Source organism: Desulfoprunum sp. (genome assembly GCF_053613775.1).
Map to the genome: position 1 here is coordinate 150,333 of NZ_JBSHXH010000002.1, position 22,423 is coordinate 172,755.

Genomic DNA, 22,423 nt, shown 5'->3' on the forward strand with positions numbered 1-22,423 from the left:
CCGGCAGCCGGCGACCCGTAACACATCAACAGAGGAAACACCATGGAGAGCAACAGCACCTACCGCAAGACCTATCCGATATCCTGGGATCAACTGCACCGCGATTCGAAGGCGCTGGCCTGGCGCCTGCTGCATCACGACTATTTCAAGGGGATCATCGCCATCACCCGCGGCGGTTTGGTGCCGGCGGCGATCATCGCCCGGGAGATCGACATCCACCTGGTCGACACCATCTGCGTATCGAGCTATGACTGGAAGGACAAGAAGGGCGAGGCCGACGTGCTGAAGAAATTCGACGGCGACGGCGAGGGCTGGCTTTTGATCGACGATCTCGTCGACACCGGCCGCACCGCCGCGATCGTCAAGCAGATGGTGCCGAAGGCCCACTTCGCCACGGTCTATGCCAAGCCCGCCGGTCGGCCCCAGGTCGACACCTATATCACCGAGGTCAGCCAGGATACCTGGATCCTCTTCCCCTGGGATTCGGAATCCCGGTTCGTCACCCCGCTGGCCGGCAGGGACAGGACGGCCGGATGATCGAGACGGTGCCGCTCATCCGCCTGCAGGGGGTCTCCAAGTCCTTCGGCGAGGTCCGCGCCAATCACGATATCAGTCTCGAGATCGAGGAGGGCAAGATCCTCGCCCTGCTTGGCGAGAATGGAGCCGGCAAGTCGACCCTGATGTCGATCCTGGCCGGGCAGCTGCAGCCGGATGCCGGCACCATTTTTCACGCCGGGATTCCGATCGAGCTGTCCTCGACCGACAAGGCCATCGCCGCCGGGATCGGCATGGTCTATCAGCACTTCAAGCTGGTGGAGGCGATGACCGTCGCCGAGAATATCCAGCTGGGCCATGCCGGCGGGATGTGGCTGAACTGGTCGAAGATCAACGACGAGGTACGGGCGCTGGGCGCTCTCTATGGCATGAAGATCGACCCGAGGGCCAGAATCGCCGACCTGTCGATGGGTGAGAAGCAGCAGGTCGAGATCCTCAAGCTGCTGCACCGTCACAGCCGGGTGCTGATCTTCGACGAACCGACCGCCGTCCCGACCCCGAGCGAGGCCGACAACCTGTTCGCGACGATGAAGCTGATGGTCGGGCAGGGCAAGGCCATCGTCTTCATCAGCCACAAGCTCGAGGAGGTCATGGCGATTGCCGACCATATCGTCATCCTCCGGCGGGGCGAGGTCGTTGACCGGGTCGCGGCGGCGGCGGTCGCCTCGACCGCCGAACTGGCCGAGCGCATGGTGGGCCGCGAGGTCCTGCTGCAGGTCGACCGGCAGGCCCTCGAACCGCGTCAGATCGTGCTCAAGGTGGAAAAGGTCTCGGGCGGCGGCCTCCAGGCGATCGACATGGAGGTGCGGCAGGGCGAGATCCTCGGCATCGTCGGGGTGGCGGGCAACGGCCAGAGGCCGCTGGTGGAGATGATCTGCGGCCTGTCTCGGCCGCCGGCGGGCAGTATCCGCCTGCTCGGCATGGACTGGCGGAAATTTTTCGCCGACCAGAAATGGGACCTCGCCTTGAGCTATATTCCGGAGGACCGGCAGGGACTCGCCACCTGCCGGGATCTCGATCTGGTCGATAACTTTCTGCTGACGACGCGGGGCGGTTTCGTCCGCGGGCCCTGGCTTAGGCGCCGGCAGGCCGAGGCCAAGGCGGAGCGGCTGGTTCACGAGTTCGATATCCGCCCGCCGAATCTGCGGTCGCTTGCCTGGCAGCTGTCCGGCGGCAACCTGCAGAAGATGGTGCTGGCCCGCGAATTCTACCGTAAACCGCGGCTGATCGTGGCTGAACAACCGACCCAGGGCCTGGACATCGCCGCCACCGAGGACGTCTGGAAACTGCTGCTCGAGGCCCGGGAGCAGGCCGGCATCCTGCTGGTGACCGGTGATCTGTCCGAGGCCCTGGCCTTGTCGGACCGGATCGCGGTGATGTTCGAGGGCCGGATTGTTGCCACCTTTCCCATCGACGATCGGCAAAATGTCGCCCGTATTCCCCAGATGATGGCAGGTCTCGAGATCACCGACTGAGACCGTCGCCGCCGGGGTCGGGGTGTCCCGCCCGGATGCCTCAGCCGCCGACCAGGCACCTGCTGATCTTGCCCCAGTCGGCGGTCGTGACCCATTCGAACTTTTCCTGAAACAGCCTGTCGCTTTTATAGAGCTTGCCGCTCCGCTCCCGCTCGAGGTACTTCCGGTACTGCCCCGGTCCGCCGTTGTACATGGCGTAGACGAGGCGGGCGATGGTCTCGTTGTCCGGTTTCTTCTGCCCCTTCCGGTCCCGCAGGGCGTAATCCTTGAGGTACAGGGTGGCGATCTCGCAACCGGCGGCGGCATTGTAGCGGATATCCCACCGGAGGCGTTCGAGGTCGTACACCCCGCGCCAGACCCGGGTGTTGACCTGCATCAGACCGACCGAACTGTTGTTGTAGGACAACAGGTAGGTCAACTGGTTGTTGCGCATCACAAATTGACGGAAGCAGCTTTCCTGCCACGCCATCGCCGGCACCATCAGCCGGTAGGTCGAGCGGAAGGCGGGCGGGATGTTTTTCTCCCTGGCTGTGGTCTGGGCCTGGGCCTTGAGCAGGTTCACGACCTTCCGCACATAGCTGTCGACATTGTCTCCTGCGACCATCCATTTACGGATTTCCTCGAGGTTTCGGCCCTCGGCCGCATGGAGCGGCGCGCAGAGGAAGTCGAGTAGACGCGAGGTCGGTTCCGAAGTCGGTTCCAAGGTCGGTGCCGGCGTCGATTCCGGCGTCGATTCCGGTGGTGGCGAGGGGGGGAGGTCCTGTTCAAGAATTTCCCCTTCCGGCGGTGGTTCTTCCTCCGGTGCAGCCGGTGCCTGCACCGGTTCGGGAGCGATCTCGAACAGACGCTGGAGGTTGGGGTTGACACCGGAACCGTAGTGGAGGATCGCCGGATCGCTGCCGAGCATCCGGGCCAGCCGGATCAAGCCGTTGCGGCTGACCTCGATGCCGAAGGTCGGTCCGAGGCCGTCGAGGACGGTCAGGGCGTCGGCAGCGGTGAAAAAGGAAAAATAGCCGATTTTCTGGGGTGAGGCATCGGCGGTAATATGATTCCGGAAGATCGGAGCCAGCTGTTTCCAGGAATTGGCGAACTGGACCCGGACAAAATCATGGGTCATTGACTGGTTGCCGAGGCTGTCAAGGAAGGTGTACCTGGTTTCGAGCAGGACGTCCATCAAGGTCTGGCGTTCCTCCGGGCTGAGGACATCCTTGGCCGTGGTTGCTACCATGAAACTGAGCAGGGCATCCCAGTTTTCCCAGACCGCGACGACTTCCTCCAGTTCCTTGCCGCTCAGGGGCTCGGTGATCCGGGCGTCTTCGGGTTTGTAGGTTTCCTTGACATCGGCCAGGATATCCAGCTTGATGGCCTCCGGGGTGATCAGCGGTTCGCCGGCACGCAGGCTGTCGAGCATCGCCTGCGTCTGCTGCTGCATATGCTGCGGAAACATGGGGAAGAGAAATTCCTTGAGGTTGTTGACCGGCGGCGCCAGGTCGATGGTGATCGAATTGAGGTACTCGAAGACCCGGGACTCGATCAGCTGCCAGAGGATGCCGTTAAGATTGACCGGTTGGTGGCCGGCGTCAAAGAGGCGGGAACGGGAAGTACGGAAGGAAAGCTGCCAGGTCTGGCTGTTGATGACCGGCTGCTGGTAGAGGACGAGGAAGCCTCTCCACGCCAGCGGCATCAGGCATTCGCTGCCGAGCGGGGTGCCGGCATGGGCGGTTATTCCGATTTCAAGCCGGACAAAGCCCTTCTCCTCCATGATTCTGGGATGGGAGAGGGCAAGATAGAGACAGCCGCTGCCTTCGTTGACCAGCACCACCGATTCGTCCCGTCCTCTGAAGGCCTTGCTGATCATGAGATTCTGCAGCAGGGGATAATCGATGGTGACCGGGAGCCTGACGATTTCGGCGGCGACGGGGCGATTACCGGCGAACAGGATCAGCAGGAGGGCGAACAGCAGGACTACGGGCAGATTCCGGGTATGACGGGGCACGGGCGGCTCTCCTCGGGATGATGGGGTATCTGTTCTCGAAGTGATAAAGAAAGACCATCCCGATGTCAAATGGATTTATCGAAATACATCGGAATGACAAGACGTTTAGCGGCGGGGCACGGTTCAGTGGGCGATTCGCGGGCGCCATTCTTGCTTTATTGACCAGCTTTGCTATGCTGAATGACGAGTTGGCAGGGTTTTGCAACATTTTTTACGTTCGGAACATGGAGAGGGATGAGCGGCGGCGAACGCTTCGCCACCGGTACCTGTCATGAAACAGCTTACGGCCCCTCGCATCGACCGGTGTATCGGTTGCCATTCCTGCGCGCTGGCTTGCGCCAGGCTGATCCATCAGCGCATCTCGTGGAGTTGCGCGGGGATACGGATTCATTCCGCCGGCGGCCTGTCGACCGGTTTCATGGCGGTGCACTGCCTGGCCTGCGATCCCGCCCCTTGCGTGACCGCCTGCCCGACCGGGGCCTTCAGCCAGCGTCCGGGAGGCGGGGTGGTGGAGCGAAAGAAGCTCTGTATCCGGTGCGGCCAATGCGTTGAGGCGTGCCCGGTGGACGCGGTCTCCGTCAATCGGCTGGGCGAGGTCTTCGTCTGCATCCATTGCGGCCGCTGTGTCGAGTTCTGCCCCCAGGGCTGCCTGGAACTGGCGGAGATGGCCGGCGGCCTGGAGGCGCCCCGATGATCCGGGAAGCATTCAGGGTTCTGTGCGTCGATCTGGGCACAGGGAAAGGGCGTATCGAGCTGCTCGATGGCCGCAACCTGGTGGCCGGCGGCAGCGGCCTGGCGGCCCTGCTCGATGGGCGCTACGGCAAAAATGACCTGCCCTGGGATGCCGCGGAACAACCGCTGATCTTTGCCATCGGACCGCTGACGGGCTATTTCCCGCTGATGAGCAAGACCGTCTGCGCCTTCAGGTCGGCGTACCATCACCAGTATACCGAAAGCCATGCCGGTGGTCGGTTGGCCCATGCCCTGCGCTTCGCCGATCTCGATGCCCTTGTCATCACCGGCCGGGCCGGGAGGCTGTCGTGTCTGGTTGTGGGCGACCGGCATCTGGAGGTCAAAGATGTCGGGTTCATGCGGAGCATGGATGCCGATGCCGCCGGAAAACTGCTGCGGCGGATGTTTGCCAAGGGCTCCGGCCATCGTTCGATCCTCCGAATCGGTCCGGCCGGTGAGATCGGCTCGGCGATGGCCTGCATCAATGTCGATTCCTATCGCCATTTCGGCAGGATGGGCGGTGGAGCGGTGATGGGGGTGAAGAACCTCAAGGGCATCGTCGTCCAGGGCGACGGCGATTTCGCCGGGCCGGCCGGCAGCGCCTATGCCAGGCTGTTCCGGGAGGTCTACCGCCAGGTCACCGCCACCGACATGATGCGGAAGTATTACAGTCTCGGCACGGCGGGCAACCTGCAGGGGCTCAACGACCTTCAGTCGCTGCCGTGGTGCAATCTGCAGCGGACCAGCGACCCGGCGATTGCCGGGATGACCGGCCAGGCCTTCGCCGATGCGACCCTCCTGCGTAACGGCGCCTGCTCGGGCTGTCCGGTCGGTTGTATCCATATCGGCTATATCCGCGAGAAAATCACCGGCGACAACCGCTACAGCTACCACCAGGTGGCCTACGATTACGAGCCGATCTTTGCCGCCGGGACGATGCTCGGGGTCACCGACCCCTTTGCTGTCCTGCGGATCCTCGAGACCATGGAAAAGGTCGGCATCGACGCGATGTCCGGCGGCGTGGCGCTGGCCTGGGCCACCGAGGCGACCCAGCGGGGGCTGATCTCCAGGGAACAGACCGTCGTGCCGCTGCGTTTCGGCGATGCCGCTGCCTACCAGCAGGCCGCCGAATTCCTCGGTCGGGGGATCAATGATTTCTACCGTCTCCTCGGGATGGGAACCCTGCGGGCGGCCGCGGCATACGGTGGCGGCGAATTCGCCTGCGTGCTTGGCCAGGAGATGGCCGGCTATGCCACCGGCGAGCTGTTCTTTGCCGCCCAGACCCTCGGCTTCCGCCACTCGCATCTCGATACCGGGGCCTACAGCCGCGAGCAGAAAAATGCCGGTCGTGATGTGGGGCAGGCTGTCGATTTTCTGATCGCCGACGAGCCTGGGCGGGTTATCCTCACCTCGATGGTTGCGTGCCTCTTTGCCCGTTCGGTCTATACCGACACCCGTCTGGCGGAGTGCCTCGCCGCTGTCGGCCTCGATACCCTGGCCGGGTCGGTCCCCGAGGTTGCAGAACATGTCCGCCGTCTGCGCTGGCAGACCCGCATCGCCACCGGTTTCGATCCCGATGCCCTGACCATCCCGAAACGGTTCTATGATGTCAGGACCTGGAAAGGACCGGTCAGCAGGGAGTATCTCGATGCCCTGAAACAGGAATACGGCCGGCGGATCCTGCGGCTGGCGGCGGACAGGTCCGGATCGGACGCACCACTCGGGAAAGAAGGAAATTAGAGGACAGCGGATGCAGCGGGGAGGGGCCGGCTGCCGTTCCCCACGGGCGGTGGCGACTGGTCGGCGGGAAACACGCGGTTCCCGCCGATACCGGTTGCGACAGGATTTTTACAGCAGATGGGCGATGGCGTCGCGCTCCGAGACCAGTTCCTTCTCGGTGGCGGTCATCATGCTGCGGCTGAACTCGCTGACGGCAAGCCCCTTGACCTCTTTCCACTCCCCGTTGTCGCAGGTGATGGGGAAGGCATACATGATGTCCTCGTCGATGCCGTAGGAATTGCCGGCACTGTACACGCCCATGCTGACCCACTGGCCGTTGCTGCCCATGGCCCAGCTGCGCATGTGGTCGATGGCGGAGGAGGCGGCCGAGGCGGCGCTGGAGGCGCCGCGGGCCTTGATGATGGCGGCGCCGCGCTGCTGGACGACGGGAATGAAGGTTTTGACGTACCAGTCGTTGTCCACCTGGCCGACAACCGGCTTGCCATCGACGGTGGCATAGCTGATGTCCGGGAACTGGGTGGCCGAATGGTTGCCCCAGACGACCATCTTCTCGACCTTGGTGCAGTGGCTGCCGACCTTTTCGGCGATCTGCGACAGCGAACGGTTGTGGTCGAGGCGCATCATCGAGGTGATGTTGCGGGGATTGAGATCCGGCGCGTTCTTCAGGGTAATCAGGGCATTGGTATTGGCCGGATTGCCGACGATGAGGACCTTGACATTGCGGCTGGCATGGGCGTTGAGGGCCTTGCCCTGGACCGAGAAGATCGCCGCATTGGCCTGGAGCAGGTCGGACCGTTCCATGCCCGGACCACGGGGACGGGCCCCGACCAGGATGGCGAAGTCGGCGTCCTTGAAGGCGACATTCGCATCGTCGGTGGCGACAATGCCGGCGACCAGCGGAAAGGCGCAGTCGTTGAGTTCCATCACGACCCCATTCAGGGCGCCCATGGCCGGGGTGATCTCAAGGAGTTGCAGGATGACCGGCTGGTCGGGGCCGAGCATATCGCCGGCGGCGATGCGGAAGATGAGGGAATAGCTGATCTGGCCGGCGGCGCCGGTTATGGCCACGCGTACTGGGGATTTCATCGAGTCCTCCATGTGATTTAGGAATGGTTGAATAATGATGTTACACCGGTTGCCCGTCCATATCCCGGATTCCTGTGAATGGAGATATCTCTGTTCGCGGGCAATGGCGGTAAGATACCACAGAGATGAAAATGAATAAAGAGGCAAGAAGACGAACAGTGGTTATCCCGGTCGTCCAGGCTGACCGGCGGCATGAAACTGCTTGTTGTGTTGCTGGTTGTGGGATAGGATGTCGCAGGTGAAGTGGATGCTGGCAACCCCGGGATGAATGGACCAGTGTCGTGATGAATGAACGAACACGAGTTAGGAGTGCAATGAAATATTTCTGTATCATCGCCGTGGTGATCCTGGGCTGTGCCTCCTGCACCCAGGAAACCCAGAACAGGTTCGGCAGGGCCGTCCAGAACTGGACCGGCACGAACGGAGTACTGGAGGTCTATGCCGGCGACAAGCTGGTCAAGCGATTCCTGAAGATCGACAAGCTGTCGACGGCGACAGCCACCGACGGCAAGGCTGAGAGGCCGTACCGTTTCGGATATGGCATCCTGGATGCCAATCTCAACGGCATGGTGGACCCTGACGAAAAGAAGGTCTATTTCGAGTTCAGCGACTATTCGACTTCCTATATCTTCTTTGAGAAACCTTAGCGGCGGGCCCCGCCGCCGGTTGGCTATGGCACCGATTGCACCAATGCCGCGCACTACCCTCCTCCGGACTCTGACCGTCGTTGTCGTCGGCCTCCTGCTGATTGCCCTCTTCTTTTTTGTCGGGCAGCGGAAGCGCCTGTTCCGGGAGAGCCGGACATCCCTCTACACCCTGGTCACGATCACGGTGGTTTCGCCTTCGGAGACCAAGGCCAGGGAGGCGATGGATGCCGCCTACGACGAACTCGAGAGGGTCGGCCGGCTGCTCAACTTCTATGCACCGGACAGCGAACTGAGCCGGATCAACAGGAACGCCGGGGTCGCCCCGGTCAAGGTCTCGACCGAAACCCTTGGTGTCATCCAGAAGGCGGTCGATGCCGCCGAAGAGACCGAGGGCGGGTTCGACGTGACGGTCGGTCCCCTGGTCCGGCTCTGGGATTTCAAGGAGAAGAAGGTCCCCTCCCGGGAATCGATCGATGCGGTCAGGGGGCTGATCGGCTTTCGGCATATCGTCATCAACGTCGGGGCCTCCACCGTCTATCTCGACAAAAAGGGCGTGCAGATCGATCTGGGAGGGATCATCAAGGGCTACGCGGCCGACCGGGCCGCCGCCGTCCTGGAGGAATACGGTATCAGGGACGGGATCGTCGCCGTCGCCGGCGACATCCGGCTCTTCGGCCGCCAGCCGGACGGCCGACCCTGGAACATCGGCATCCAGCACCCACGATCGGCCGACGATGACACCGCGCTGCTGGCGACACTGCATCTAGACGGCGGGGCGATCTCGACCTCGGGAGATTATCAGCGCTACTTTTTTGCCGACGGCGTCCGCTATCACCATCTCCTCAACCCGAAGACCGGATTTCCGCAGGACCTCTGCCGCAGCGTCACGGTCGTCGCCCCGTCGGCGGCCGCAACCGATGCCTTCGCCACCGGCATTTTCATCCTGGGGCCGCAGAAGGGCATCGCTGCCCTCGAACGGCTCGGCATGGATGGGGTGATCGTCGACAAGGATGGTGCGGTGCTGATGACCAAGGGGATCAGAGACAAGGTGAAACTCGTCGTCGCCGCCCCCTGAAGGACACTGCGACCCTGCGCCGGCACAGGTGTTGTCCAGTCGGGCATGTTGAACCGGCACGGCGTTGCTTCCCCATCTCCCCGTTTTCGAGGTTGCCGATCAGAATCCGGGAACAAGGCCGGTCATGCAGAAATCGGCAGAATTCCCGGCGGGAAGTTGATATGTAACGCAGGAAAGGCTCTCCTCCGGTCGTCACCCGATACGGTGCCGTAAGCGCCTGGAGACAACCGGAGCCGGAGAGGGTTGTCCAGGCAGTGCGAATCTCATTCCATGGTCATGCGAGCATCGATGGGTCAAGGTCTGCAAGATGGCTGAAGAGCGACGACAAGCAGCAGGAATCGGGCAGCAACGCATTCGCCTGGGCATCCGTGGCAAGCTGATCGTCATCTTTGTCCTCATCAAGGTCATTCCGCTCGTGGTTCTCGCCTTGTTCGCCGTCGGTCAGATCAGGGATCTGGGCGGCACCGTTCAGCAGAAATACGAGGAGATGGTCGGGGCGACCCGCGGCATTATCGGCACCGTCGGCGGTATGGCGGCGGAGAGCTCGATCGCGGCCCTCGATATCAAATCCAGGGAAAACATCGAGCGGCTGACGACGGATACGGCACGGGCGGTCGCCGCCTTTCTCCATGAACGGGACCGGGACACCCTCCTGGCGGCCCGACTGCCGATCGATGCGGAGTCCTTTGCCACTTTTCTTGCCGGCCGGAGCGGCAAGGTCATCCTCCATCCGCCGTGGCACCTCAACGACAAGGGCGATGCCTGGGAGCCGCCGGACGAGGCCCCCGACAATACCCCCGAGGTCGCCTCCGACAATCCCGACAACAGCAAAGATTTTCACTACCGGCGGCCGGAGCGGCAGGGCAGGGTGGATATCCGCCCGCTCTACCATGAGATGACCTTTGTCGACCTGAAAGGGCAGGAAAGGGTCAAGGTCTCGGCCACCGACCTCCTGCCGAAGACTTTAAGCGATGTCTCGCGGAGGGAAAACACCTGGTGCCGGGCCGAGAAGTACTTTTCGGAACTGGAGCGGCTCCGGCAGGGCGAGATCTATGTCTCCGAGGTGATCGGGCCCTATATTCCCTCGCCGCTGGACGGGCCCTACACGAAGAAGAGCGCCGAGGCCAGGGGCATTCCCTTCGAGCCGGAACAGGCCGGATACGCCGGCAAGGAAAACCCGGTCGGGAAGCGATTCGAGGGGATCATCCGCTGGGCCACGCCGGTCTTCAGAGATGGCGGGAAGATCGGCTACCTGACCCTGGCCCTCGATCATACCCACGTGATGGAGTTCACCGACCATCTCGTTCCGACCGAGGAGCGGTATTCGCCGATCTCGGACGCCGGCACCGGCAACTACGCCTTCATGTGGGATCACCAGAGTCGCACATCTCCCATCCCCGGGATTACTTTATCACCGGCTACGACCCGGCGACCGGCGATCCGGCCGTTCCCTGGCTGAGTGAAGAGCTGTACGCGATGTGGCGGGACAAGGGGGGCTCCTACCGGGAATTCGAAACCGTCGCCCCCCGGTTCCTCGACCAGTCGCAGAAGAAAAAGCCGGCGAAGGAGCTGACCGCCGCCGGCATGCTTGGTCTCGACTGCCGTTTTCTCAATTTCGCACCGCAGTGCGTCGGTTGGCACAATCTCACCCAGTACGGCGGTTCCGGATCCTTCGTCATCTTCTGGAGCAGACTGTGGAAACTGAACACCGCCGCCGCCATCCCCTACTATACCGGGATGTACGGCAAGAGCCGGCGGGGCTTCGGCTATGTCACGATCGGCGCCAATGTCGATGAATTCCACGGCTCGGCCACGGCAACGGCAAAACAGATCGAAGCGCTGGCCGAGGAGTATGTCGACCGGCTGGATCGCGACCATGATGAGACCCATGCCCAAATGGGCCGGCTGGTCACCGCCACTACCCGGAATCTGACCCTCTCCACCTTCGTGATGATTCTGGTCGTGCTGTGCATCGCCGTGTGGATGGCATCGACCCTCACCGGCAGGATCAAGGACATGATCCGGGGAATCCGGCGGTTCCAGGAAGGGTATCTGCAGACCAGGCTGGCGGTTGGCAGCCGTGACGAGATGGGAGAGCTGACCTGTGCCTTGAATGAGATGGCCGACACGATCGACACCGGGATGCAGGAGATCCGGGAGGCCCGCGACCGGGCGGAAGGTTCGGACCGGTCGAAAAGCGCCTTCCTCGCCAACATGTCGCATGAAATCAGGACATCGATGAACGCCATTATCGGCATGAGCCGGCTGGCACTCGATTCGTGCGAAAATGAACAGCAGCGTCGCCTCCTGCAGTCGGTCAGCGTCTCGGCGGACTCGCTCCTCTCCGTCATCAACGATATCCTCGATTTTTCGAAGATCGAGGCCGGCCAGCTGACCCTGGATCAGCAGCCCTTTCATCTGTGGGAACTGGTTCGCTCCACGGTCGAGGTGATGCGGGGCCTGGCGAAGGAAAAGCACCTGGCGATGGAGGTCGAGATCGCCCAGGATGTTCCGCATCTGGTGCGGGGCGATGCGTCACGGCTGCGGCAGATTCTGATCAATCTGCTCGGCAATGCCATCAAGTTCACCGAGAAGGGCCGGATCAGGGTGGCTGTGACCTGCGGCGGGAAAAAGAGCGGGAAGATTGAGATCCGCTTCGTCATCAGGGATACCGGGATCGGTATCGATCGACAACTCCAGGGAATGATCTTCGACAGTTTCACCCAGGGGGACAACACCATCGGCCGCCGTTATCAGGGATACCGGGCTCGGACTGTCGATCGGCCGCATGCTCTGCCAGCTGATGGACGGTGACATCTCGGTGGAAAGCGATCCCGGGAAGGGCAGCACCTTTCGCTTCTCGCTCCTGTTTGCACCAATCGACACGAAAAATCCTTCGTCAGGCAGCAGGCAAACCTTGCCCGCCGGGGGGGCTTCGCGATCGCTGCGGATCCTGCTGGTGGAGGATAACGAGACCAATCGGGGTCTGGGGCGGATGGTCCTTGGCAACATGGGGCACGAGGTTCTGATCGCGACCGATGGCATGCGGGCCCTCCACGCGCTGGCGGACCAGGATGTCGATGTCGTGCTGATGGATGTCCAGATGCCGGGGATGGACGGCTGTGCCGCCACCCGGCTGATCCGGATGGTCGAAGGCGGTGGCGACGTCCCGACCGGCCTGTCTGCCGATCTGCTCCAACGGCTGCGGCACCGGCTTGCCGGCGGCCATGTGCAGATCATCGCCCTGACGGCCCATGCCATGAGTGGCGACCGGGAAAGATGTCTCGATGCCGGTATGGACGACTACCTGACCAAACCCTTCAACCCGGAGCAGGTGGCCGCTGCCCTTGCCGGGGCAGTCGACGGTGAAGGAAACGGAGTCTGTGTCGAGGGGAAGGGGCCGGTCGGCTGCGACGAGGGGAGAAAAGGGTTGCGACAGGAGGTCGTCAGCCATGTGATGCGGACGTACAGCCTTGATGAGGACAAGGCGGAGGCCCTGCTGACCACCTCCGCGACGACCCTGTGTCAGGATCTGGCCAGGGGAGCAGATGCCCTGGCGGCGGCAGACCTGAAGTCGGCGGGAAATGCCGCGCACTCGATGAAAGGCTCGTTGCTCAATCTCGGATTGGGTGAACTCGCCGGACAGGCGAGGAAAATCGAACAGTGCTGCCGCGACGGCAACGGCAAGGCGAGCATGCTGGGACTGGAACGTTTGCGTCGCGATCTCAGTGACCTGATAGATACCTGAACCGGGCCTGCTGCCTGATTTCTTCCTGACCCGTCGGCAGGAAGGATCGCCGATCCGTTGTTCCCGCGTCCATGACGCTACTTCCTGTTGTCTTCCTTCATCAGTTTGTAATTGATGCTGTCCACCAGGGCCTGCCAGCTCGCCTCGAGGATATTGACCGAGACCCCAACGGTGCTCCAGCTGCAGGTATGGTCCCGGCTTTCGATCAGGACCCGGACCTTGGCCTCGGTACCGTGTTCCCCGGACAGGACCCGGACCTTGTAGTCGGTCAGCACCATTTCCTCGAGGCAGGGGTAGAACCGGGTCAGGGCCTTGCGCATCGCACAGTCGAGGGCGTTGACCGGGCCGTCGCCCATCGAGGCGGTATGGACCTCGTCGCCGCCGACGAACAGCCGGATGGTGGCCTCGGTGATTGGCGCCCGCTCCACGTCGACCTTGTGGATGATCACCCGCCAGCTCTCGAACTTGAAGTAGTTGCGCTGCAGGCCGAGGGCCCGCCGCATCAGCAGTTCGAAGCTGGCCTCGGCGCCCTCGTACTGGTAGCCCTGGTTCTCCAGTTCCTTCAGTTCGCTGGTGATGGTAGCCAGAAGCGGGTCGGCGGGGCTCAGCTTCAGCCCCCACTTTTTGGCCTTGTGGAGGACGTTGGCGCTGCCCGCCTGGTCGGAGATCAGGATGCGGCGGATATTGCCGACCTTGTCGGGTTCGATGTGCTCATAGGTCAGCGGGTTGCGCTTGACGGCGCTGACATGGATGCCGCCCTTGTGGGCAAAGGCCGATTCGCCGACGTAGGGCTGGTAGCGGTTGTTCGGCAGGTTGGCCAGTTCGTTGACCAGGCGCGAGGTGGTGTAGAGCCGGTCGATGTGTTTGCGCACCTCGCAGGCCAGGCCCATCTTGAAGACGATGGCGGGGATGATCGAGGTCAGATTGGCGTTGCCGCAGCGCTCGCCGAAGCCGTTGATCGTGCCCTGGATCTGATCGATGCCCAGGGATACGGCGAGCAGGGAGTTGGCGACGGCGGTTTCCGAATCGTTGTGGGAGTGGATGCCGAGCCTGACCTTGCGGCTGCAGCCGTCGAGATGCTGTTTGACCCGGTCGATGATCGGCGGCAGCTCCTGCGGCAGGGTGCCGCCGTTGGTGTCGCAGAGGATGATGGTTTCGGCACCGCCGTCGATCGCCTTGCCGAGGGTCGCCAGGGCGTAGTCGGGATTGTCTTTGAAGCCGTCGAAGAAGTGCTCGGCATCGTAGAACAGGTGCTCGACCCTGGGGCGGAGGAATGCCAGCGAGTCTTCGATGATCTGGAGGTTGTCCTCGAGGCCGATATGGAGCGCATCGCGGACGTGGACATCCCAGCTCTTGCCGAAGATCGTGATCACCGGGGTGCGGGCGTCGAGCAGGGCGAGGAGATTGGGGTCCTTGTCGGCCTTGTGGCGGAAATGGCGGGTCGAACCAAAGGCTGCGACCTTGGCGTGCTTCAGGCTTACCCCTTTGATCTTCTGGAAATAATCGACCGAGACGGGATTTGCCCCCGGCCATCCCCCCTCGATGAAATCGATGCCCAGGCGGTCGAGGGCCTGGGCGATCCGGATCTTGTCCTCGACCGAGATGTTGAAATTTTCGGCCTGGGTGCCGTCCCGCAGCGTTGTGTCGTAGATTTCTATCGTTCTGCCCATGGCTTCCTCGTTGTTCGGTGCTCGTCTCAAAACCTGAGCGCAGGGCGCAATCCGGCCGCTCCCCGTCTCATCGCCGGTGAAGCCAACAATAGTAAGAAGGATTTGCGGAAAAGCAAACAGTTCTCTTTTCTCCCCGTCAATTCCCTGCTGTCAGCCCCGGGGCTGCGGTGCTGCCCGGCCCGAGGGGAAGGTCCGGGACGATGGCGCCCGGGGTGGAGTGCCGCATCCCCGGCGAGGTGCGGAGATGCGGCATCGGGCGGTCAGAAATCGATGACGAAGCTGTAGACGCCTTCCTGCAGCCGGGTCTGGACCCTGTGGCCGGAGTGGTTGAAGATCGTCTGCATGCGGATATTGTCGCGCAGGACCTCGGCGGTGAAGCCGGCGATGCCGTTGCGCTTGGCCAGGTCGGTCAGGTGCTTGAACAGGAAGGTGCCGATGCGCTTGCCCTGCCAGTCGTCGCGGACGACGAAGGCGACCTCGGCCCGGTTGGTCTTCTCGTCGAGGTAATAGCGGCCGACGGCGATGATATCCTCGCCGTGGGCCTCGGGGACGGTGCCGACGATGGCCACGTCCTTGCGGTGGTCGACGTAGACGAAATCCTGGATCTGGCGATGGCTGAAGGCCACCTGGCTGCTCATGAAGCGGTAGTAGATGGTCTCCCGCGACAGGGTATAGACCAGGTCGCGCATCAGCGGCTCGTCGGTCGGCTGGATCGAGCGGATGGTCATCTGGGTGCCGTCCTCGAGCAGGAGGACGGTGCGCATCGTCTCGTCGGTCGGCAGGACGATCTTGTCACCGACCCTGGCCATATCCGGACGGATATAATGGGCCTCGATGGCCTCGCGGAACAGCTGTTCGCGGAAATTCGGGTGGGCGATGGCGATCAGGGCCATGACTCGCTCCTGCACGCTCTTGCCGTAGAGATAGGCCACGCCGTATTCGGTGACGACGTAGGAGACGGCGCCGCGGGTGATCGAGACGCCGGAGCCGGGACTGAGCTGGGTCATGATGTTGGAGCGGGTGCCTTCGAGGTTGGTCGAGGGCAGGGCGACGATGCTCTTGCCTTCCTTGCTGACGGTGGCGCCGCGGTTGAAATCGACCAGGCCGCCGATGCCCGAGTAGAGCATGCCGGCCTGGGAATCGGAGCAGATCTGGCCGGTGAGGTCGATCTCCTGGGCCATGTTGATCGCCACCATCCGCGTCTGCTGGCTGATCACCCGGAAGTCGTTGACGTATTCGGTCGGGCGGAAGCAGAACAGGGGGTTGTCGTTGACGGCATCGTACAGCTCCTTGGTCCCCATGCAGAAACTGGTGACGATCCGGCCGCGGTCGCTCGACTTGCGGGAGCCGTTGACGGCGCCGGAGCGGATCAGGGCGAGGATCGAGTTGGTGATCATCTCGCTGTGGATGCCGAGGTCCTTCTTGTCCGCGAGGAATTCCATCGTCGCGTGGGGGAGGCGGCCGAGACCCTGCATCCGGCCGAGACCGAACTGGATCGTCGCCCCGTCGGGGACGAGGGTGGCGATATTGCGGCCGATCATCCGGCTGATCTCATGCGTCGATTCATCCTCCCTCTCGATCAGCGGCACATCGGCCGGCACCAGGATGTCGATATCGTAGATGTCGATGACGCTGTCGCCCTGGGTCCAGGGCATCTGCGGGTTGACCTGGGCGATGATCAGCGAGGCGTTCTCGGTGGCGCTCTTGACGATATCGACGGAGATGCCGAGACTGACCTTGCCGTGCCTGTTCGGCGGGGTGGTCTGGATCAGGGCCACGTCGATCGGCAGCAGGCCGGTGTTGAACAGGTGGGGGATATTCGACAGGAGGATGGGGGTATAGCTGCCCAGGCCCTCCTGGATCATGTTGCGGACGTTCTGGCCGATGAAGAAGGAATTGAGCCGGAAACAGTCGGCGTATTTCCTCTGGGCATAGGAGGCGTCGCCCTTGGTGAAGAGCTGGATGATCTCGACGTCGGAGAGCTCGCCCGCCCTGGCGGTCAGCGCCTTGACCAGCTCGGTCGGCTCGCCGCAGCCGGTGCCGATGAAGACCCGCTGTCCGGAGCGGACCTCCTTGAGGGCCTTCTCCGGACTGCGCACCATCCCTGCGTACTGTTCCTGCCAGTTGCTGTCAAACTCCATATTCTTGCACCTTGATAGATGATTTTTCTGCCGTTCGATCCCGTTGTCGCGGCTCAGTTGCGCTTGCCTTCAATCGGTCGGGCCAGGGTGATCCTGGCGTCGGCGACGATTGGATCGGTACCGATATCGCCGACGATGAAGGGGTTGATGTCGAGTTCCATGATCTGGGGAAAATCGGTGGTCAGCTGGCTGATCCGCTGCAGGCCGGTGGCGATCGCCGGGATGTCGACTCCCTTCTGCCCCCGCTTGCCCTCGAGGATGCCGTAGGAACGGGTCGATTTGAGCATCTGGATCGCCTCTTCCTGGGTGATCGGGGCCAGGTGGAAGGTGACGTCCTTCATCACCTCCACGAAGATCCCGCCCAGGCCGAACATCAGCATCGGTCCGAACTGGGGATCGCGGCTCATGCCGAGGATGATCTCCAGGCCGGGGTCGGCCATCTTTTCGAGATAGACCCCTTCGATCCTGGCGTTCGGCACCTGCTGGAGGATGCGCATCATCATCAGGTCGAAGGCGTCGCGCACCTGCTGCACCGTCGCGAGGTGGAGCTTGACCCCGCCCATGTCGCTCTTGTGGATGATGTCCTGGGACACGATCTTCATCGCCACCGGGAAGCCGATGCCCCGGGCGTATTCCATCGCCTCCTCGGCCGAGGTGATGAGCCGGCCCGGCAGGATGTTGAAGCCGTAGGCGTCGAGGATCTTCTTGGCCTTGCTCTCGTTGAGCTGGAAGATGCCGTTGCTGATGTTGCGGCTGACGATCCGGGAGGCGCGGCGGCGGTTGACCCGGAAACGGGTGACGACGCGGGGCGGCCGGTTCTTCCAGGTGGCGTACTGGTACATGACCTTCAAGGCGGCCACCGCCCGCTCCGGCGACTCGTAATCGGGGAGGCTGGCGGCGGTCAGTTCCTGGCGGCCCGGCAGGACCTCCTTGCCGCCCATGAACGAGGCGAGGACCGGCTTGCTGCCGTCGATCGAACGGGCGATGCGCCGGGCCGTCTCCCGGGGGTCGGTCATCGCCTGGGGGGTGAGGATGACGATGATGGCGTCGACCGAATCGTCGCTCTGGGCCGCCAGCAGCGCATCGGCGTAGCGCTCGGGCGGGGCGTCGCCGAGCACGTCGACCGGGTTGCCGACGGAGGCGGCGGCCGGCAGCTTTTCCCTGAGCGAGGTGGCGGTGTTGGTCTCCAGTTCGGCGACGGTCATGCCGGCATGTTCGACCGCATCCGCCGCCATGGTCCCCGGACCGCCGGCATTGGTGATGATCAGCACCCGGTCGCCCTTGGGCAGGGGCTGCATCGACAGGGCGGTGGCGTAGTCGAACAGGGACTCGAAGGTGTCGGCGCGGATGACCCCGGAGCGCTTGAAGGCGGCGCCATAGGCGGTGTCGGCCCCGGCCAGGACGCCGGTGTGGCTGGCGGCCGCCTTCTGCCCGGCCTGGCTGGTGCCCGACTTGAGGATGACCACCGGTTTGACCGAACAGGTGTCGGTGGCGGTCTTGATGAAGGAGTCGCCGGCGACGATGTTCTCGAGGTAGCCGACGATGACGTCGGTGTCGGGATCGGCCGCGAAATATTCCAGCATGTGATCCTCGTTGATATCGGCCTTGTTGCCGATGCTGATCAGCTTCGACAGCCCGAGGTTGCGGCCTTCGGCGAGGTCGAGGATCGAGGTGCAGAGGGCCCCGGACTGCGAGAACACGCCGATCCGTCCCGGCCTGGGCAGGGAGCCGGCGAAGGAACTGTTGAGGTGGTTTTTGGTGTTGAGCAGGCCCAGGCAGTTCGGCCCGACCAGCCGGGCGCCGTTGCGGCGGCAGAGATCGGTCAGCTCGGCCTCGAGTTCGGCTCCTTCGCTGCCGGTCTCCTTGAAGCCGGCGGTGATCATGATGATGTTCCCGGCACCCTTGGCCAGGGCGTCCCTGACCGTCGCCAGCACGTGCGGCTTGGGGACCGCGACGATCGCCTGGTCGACGGTGCCGGGGTATTCCCTGAGGCTCGGGTAGACCTTGAGGTCGAAGAGGGTGCCGCCGGAGGGGTTGACGGGAATGATTTCGCCGGCAAAGCCGCCCTTGACCAGATTGGCGAGAATGTCGTGGCCTACCTTGCCCGGTTGCCTGGAGGCACCGATGACGGCGACGCTTTCAGGGAAAAAGAGATGTTCTAGCATGACGGAGTCGGTCCTCTCGTGACGTGCGGATAAAGTTCAGCAGGGATGCGGAATACCCCGGTTTTTTGGTGTGGACGAGCACAAAAACAGTCTATAGCATGTCCCGCGGCCTGGCAAGACCGGCTCCCGAGAAAAGCCGACGCGTCATTGCCGTTCGCGGTTCCAGGCGGTTTTTTATCGGCATGCTCTGCACGAAGAGGAATGGTTAGGCCCGAATTGCCGCCCGAACGCGACCAGGTGAGAAATCGTGTTGAATACTGATGGTTTTTTATTGCACCTTTTACCAAATTTCCGTACCATTAAGCAGTTTGAATATCAATTTTCCGTATCATTATGGTAAAAACACCGGTTCAAATCCGGGAAACCCTGTCAAACCGTTCTTCCTCCCGAGGCCGGACGGCATCCTCCACCTCCTCTGTCTATGATGCTCAAACCGATCAAACCCAAACGGATATCCGACCAGGTCTTCGAACAGATACGGGAACTCATCTATAAGGGAGAGTTCAAACCGGGCCAGCAGATCCCGCCGGAACGGGAGCTGGCCGATTCGATGTCGGTCAGTCGGACGTCCGTCAGGAACGCCATAGAAAAGATGGTGGGGATGGGCCTGCTCGAACACCGGCAGGGACAGGGGACCTTCGTCAGCCTGCCGGACGGCCAGCGCAGCGGCTCTCTCGGGATCTCGATGGCGATCGAGGAGGCGAGCATCGACGACCTCCTCGAGGTCCGCATGGGGCTTGAATGCAATTCCGCCTTTCTGGCGGCGAAACGGGCCGGCCAGACCGATCTGCTGGCGATGGAGAAGTGTCTTATCGAGATGGAGACGGATCTGCAGGAGACCGAGAGGATCGGCATCGGTTCGGATACCGCCTTCCACATGGCGGTGACCTTCGCCACCAAGAATCCCGTCCTCATCCACCTGATGCGCAATTTTTATGATTTTCTCTTTGTTGGTATCAAAAAAAACCTGACCCATATGTATGACGACCCCGGGACCCTGAACGATATCCTCAATCATCATCGGTCGGTCTTCGAGTGTATCCGCAACCGGGAACCGGAAAAGGCCTTTGAGGCCATGCGCGAACACATCATCTATGTGAAGGAATATTTTCACAGCCGCTGACCTGCCTGGCGCCGATTGCCGCGTTTCCGCGGCGTCTCTCCGGCAATTCTCAATCCTGTTCCTTGTTACCTGAAGAACCCAGGTCTGACGGCCGCGTCGGGCTGCCTCAGCCAGGAACTTCTTGTTGCCCCGGTTTCGGAAAGGTTCAGGCGGCATCTCGCCTGGAGCGGTCAGAGGATCTTCTTGCCGAAGAGGGAAGCCGCCAGGTCGACCGCCACTTGGGCGGTACGGTTGTGGATGTCGAGGATCGGGTTGATCTCGACGATATCGACGGACCCCAGCGTTTTGGTGTCGGCAAGCACCTCCATGATCAGCTGTCCCTCGCGATAGGTCAGGCCGCCGGTCGACGGGGTGCCGACGCCGGGGGCCTCGATCGGGTCCATGACATCGAGATCGAGACTGACGTGGATCGTGTCGAAGCGCTCGAGCACAGCGAGGGCCCGTCCCAGCACGGCGCCGATGCCGATCTCGTCGATCTCCCGCATCGTGTAGACCGCACAACCGGAGATTCTCAGCATCTCCCGTTCCTGCCGATCGAGATCACGGGTGCCGATCAGCACCACATTCTCGGGCCGGATTTTGCGCCCCGGCCGGCCGATGTCGATCAGCTCCCCGGCACCGTAGCCGAGCAGGGTTGCCAGGGCCATGCCGTGGACATTCTGGCTCGGCGAACTGGCAGGGGTATTGAAGTCGCCGTGGGCGTCAATCCACAACAGACCGACCTCCCTGTCGTGGGTGATACCGCCGACCGTACCGATGGCGATCGAGTGATCGCCGCCGAGGAAGATCGGGATCTCGCCCCGGTTGACCGCTTGCCTGGCCATGGCATAGGTTCTTTCGAGACCTTCGCGGATCGGCACCAGGCGCTCCGCCAGGCTGGTGCCGGCCAGGGTGAAGTGACCGGGGATGTCGAGATTGCCGCTGTCGACGGTGGCGTAGCCGAGCTGCTGCAGCTTCTCGGTCAGCCCGGCATAGCGGAGGGCGCTCGGCCCCATGTCCACCCCCCGGCGGCTCTGGCCGAGATCCATCGGCACCCCGATGATTCGGATTTTCTGCGATCGGCAGCTCATGGCTTCGACAGGTGGTTCCACAGGTTGACGATGAAGTCCTGGACGTTGGTCAGGATTGCCCGGGCCTGGGCCGAGCCGCGATTGGCCAGCTTGTCGGCGCCGAACTCGGACATGTCGACGATATAGAAAAAGACCGGCCGCACCGTGCCGTCCTCCATGATGCGGTAGCTCGGGGTCATATTGCCGAAGGCGATGGCGTGAAGCTGGGTCGCCATGGCGATCACCGTGGTGGCGCGGCGGGCGTGCCGCCGCATCCGGTCCTGGGACGCGTAGACGTCGGCGATGACCTCCGGCAGCGGTCCATCGTCGCGGATCGAGCCGGCCAGGACATAGGGGATCCGGCATTCCTCGCAGGCGTGGATGATGCCGCCTGTGGCCCCCATTTCCCGCAGGGCCGCCGGGATGGACCCGGCGCGGCGGACGGTGTTGAGGATGTCGAGATGGTTGTAGTGGCCGGACGGCTGGTGTTCCTGGCTGTAGATGTCCTGGCCGAGGCCGGTGCCGAACCGGGCGGCCTCGAGGTCGTGGGTGGCCAGGGCGTTGCCGGCCATCAGGGCGTGGCAGAAGCCGGCCCGGATCAGGCCCTCCATCGCCTGCCGGCTGTCCTTGTCGAAGGCCACGGCCGGTCCGAGGACCCAGACGATGTAACCCCGGCGGCGGTCATGCGCCAGTATCCGGTAGAGTTCATCGTAAGAGCGGGAGAAAGGGGTCTCGCGGGTACCGCGCGAGCGGAAGGAAAATTTGTCGGCTTGTCGTTCTTCGGGAGTGGTAAAACCCTCCGCATGGACCAGGATCCCTTCCTCGCCGTTTTCGCTGCGGCCGAGCACCACCATTTCACCCCGGCGCAGCCGGCGGGCCTCGACGGCCTCGATCGCCTTGCCCCGCACCACCAGCACTGCATCCATCCGGTTTTCGGGGACCAGCACCCAGGTGCCGTCGGCGAGACGGATATACTCCGGGAAGTTCGAGGTGGCGTGGAAGCCGTCCGGGGCGATGCCGTCGGCCGGGGCCGCCGAGGTCGTGGCCGGCGGACTGTTGCGCAATTGCGGCTGGGTGAAATCGGGAGGGGTGTAGGTCAATGTCGGCTCCATCGGCGGCCTCCTTGTGCGGCGGGATATCCTCAACTATAGGGGAGAAGACCTCGAAAGGCAAACCGGGGGCAGTCGAAAGAGGGCTTGACCAACCGGGATGCCAATTCTA

The 22,423-nt window shown here is 62.8% G+C and carries 17 protein-coding genes; 10 read left to right on the plus strand and 7 right to left on the minus strand.

From position 1 onward, the window contains the following. Positions 1–42: 42 nt before the first annotated feature. Positions 43–537: a xanthine phosphoribosyltransferase gene (gene gpt, locus ACWGKN_RS02385; RefSeq protein WP_035227784.1), complete on the plus strand. Its 495-nt coding sequence runs from the start codon at positions 43–45 to the stop codon at positions 535–537. Beyond that, positions 534–2,030 (plus strand): ABC transporter ATP-binding protein, encoded by a 1,497-nt coding sequence (locus tag ACWGKN_RS02390; protein ID WP_035227781.1) that lies wholly within the window; start codon positions 534–536, stop codon positions 2,028–2,030. Before gpt ends, ACWGKN_RS02390 begins: the two co-directional genes overlap by 4 nt. Before the next feature lie 40 nt (positions 2,031–2,070). Here ACWGKN_RS02390 and ACWGKN_RS02395 read toward each other — a convergent pair whose 3' ends face one another. Beyond that, entirely contained in the window at positions 2,071–4,026 is a 1,956-nt protein-coding gene (locus ACWGKN_RS02395; RefSeq protein ID WP_424254274.1) for a lytic transglycosylase domain-containing protein, read from the minus strand. A gap of 271 nt (positions 4,027–4,297) precedes the next feature. On the opposite strand from ACWGKN_RS02395, the gene ACWGKN_RS02400 reads away from it, so the two are divergent. Beyond that, a complete protein-coding gene (locus tag ACWGKN_RS02400) occupies positions 4,298–4,720 on the plus strand; it encodes a 4Fe-4S binding protein (protein ID WP_035227774.1) in 423 nt (140 codons plus the stop codon). Next, entirely contained in the window at positions 4,717–6,498 is a 1,782-nt protein-coding gene (locus tag ACWGKN_RS02405; RefSeq protein ID WP_035227770.1) for an aldehyde ferredoxin oxidoreductase N-terminal domain-containing protein, read from the plus strand. Before ACWGKN_RS02400 ends, ACWGKN_RS02405 begins: the two co-directional genes overlap by 4 nt. Before the next feature lie 108 nt (positions 6,499–6,606). On the opposite strand, the gene ACWGKN_RS02410 is transcribed toward ACWGKN_RS02405, so the two are convergent. Next, the gene (locus ACWGKN_RS02410) at positions 6,607–7,584 is read right to left on the minus strand and encodes a malate dehydrogenase (protein WP_035227768.1); all 978 of its coding nucleotides are present in this window, start codon (positions 7,582–7,584) and stop codon (positions 6,607–6,609) included. A gap of 314 nt (positions 7,585–7,898) precedes the next feature. Here ACWGKN_RS02410 and ACWGKN_RS02415 point away from each other — a divergent pair, with 314 nt between their 5' ends. The 5 genes from ACWGKN_RS02415 to ACWGKN_RS02435 all read left to right on the plus strand — a co-directional run bounded on the left by ACWGKN_RS02415 (position 7,899) and on the right by ACWGKN_RS02435 (position 13,054). After that, positions 7,899–8,231, plus strand: coding sequence for a hypothetical protein (locus tag ACWGKN_RS02415; protein WP_035227766.1), 333 nt, complete (start codon positions 7,899–7,901; stop codon positions 8,229–8,231). A 43-nt stretch (positions 8,232–8,274) separates the two neighbouring features. Further along, a complete protein-coding gene (locus ACWGKN_RS02420) occupies positions 8,275–9,306 on the plus strand; it encodes an FAD:protein FMN transferase (protein WP_052159760.1) in 1,032 nt (343 codons plus the stop codon). 307 nt (positions 9,307–9,613) lie between these two features. Further along, the gene (locus ACWGKN_RS02425; protein ID WP_052159759.1) at positions 9,614–10,765 is read left to right on the plus strand and encodes a hypothetical protein; all 1,152 of its coding nucleotides are present in this window, start codon (positions 9,614–9,616) and stop codon (positions 10,763–10,765) included. Next, positions 10,672–12,120: a histidine kinase dimerization/phospho-acceptor domain-containing protein gene (locus tag ACWGKN_RS02430; protein ID WP_424254268.1), complete on the plus strand. Its 1,449-nt coding sequence runs from the start codon at positions 10,672–10,674 to the stop codon at positions 12,118–12,120. The genes ACWGKN_RS02425 and ACWGKN_RS02430 overlap by 94 nt, the downstream gene beginning before the upstream one ends. Then, positions 12,095–13,054, plus strand: a complete 960-nt coding sequence (locus ACWGKN_RS02435; protein ID WP_452094603.1) for a response regulator — start codon at positions 12,095–12,097, stop codon at positions 13,052–13,054. Before ACWGKN_RS02430 ends, ACWGKN_RS02435 begins: the two co-directional genes overlap by 26 nt. A gap of 77 nt (positions 13,055–13,131) precedes the next feature. Here the strand turns inward: ACWGKN_RS02435 and cimA are convergent, their stop codons facing one another. From cimA to ACWGKN_RS02450, 3 genes are all read right to left on the minus strand, one after another. After that, entirely contained in the window at positions 13,132–14,724 is a 1,593-nt protein-coding gene (gene cimA, locus ACWGKN_RS02440; RefSeq protein WP_452094604.1) for a citramalate synthase, read from the minus strand. A gap of 260 nt (positions 14,725–14,984) precedes the next feature. After that, positions 14,985–16,865, minus strand: a complete 1,881-nt coding sequence (locus ACWGKN_RS02445; protein WP_035227760.1) for a bifunctional acetyl-CoA hydrolase/transferase family protein/GNAT family N-acetyltransferase — start codon at positions 16,863–16,865, stop codon at positions 14,985–14,987. A 53-nt stretch (positions 16,866–16,918) separates the two neighbouring features. Then, the gene (locus ACWGKN_RS02450) at positions 16,919–19,030 is read right to left on the minus strand and encodes an acetate--CoA ligase family protein (RefSeq protein ID WP_452094605.1); all 2,112 of its coding nucleotides are present in this window, start codon (positions 19,028–19,030) and stop codon (positions 16,919–16,921) included. A 421-nt stretch (positions 19,031–19,451) separates the two neighbouring features. On the opposite strand from ACWGKN_RS02450, the gene ACWGKN_RS02455 reads away from it, so the two are divergent. Beyond that, the gene (locus tag ACWGKN_RS02455) at positions 19,452–20,153 is read left to right on the plus strand and encodes a FadR/GntR family transcriptional regulator (RefSeq protein WP_424254262.1); all 702 of its coding nucleotides are present in this window, start codon (positions 19,452–19,454) and stop codon (positions 20,151–20,153) included. Positions 20,154–20,323: 170 nt separating this feature from the next. On the opposite strand, the gene rocF is transcribed toward ACWGKN_RS02455, so the two are convergent. Further along, positions 20,324–21,223: an arginase gene (gene rocF, locus ACWGKN_RS02460; protein WP_035227755.1), complete on the minus strand. Its 900-nt coding sequence runs from the start codon at positions 21,221–21,223 to the stop codon at positions 20,324–20,326. Further along, complete coding sequence (locus ACWGKN_RS02465) at positions 21,220–22,314, minus strand: ornithine cyclodeaminase family domain (RefSeq protein ID WP_035227753.1); 1,095 nt, start codon at positions 22,312–22,314, stop codon at positions 21,220–21,222. The genes rocF and ACWGKN_RS02465 overlap by 4 nt, the downstream gene beginning before the upstream one ends. Between the last annotated feature and the right edge of the window lie 109 nt (positions 22,315–22,423).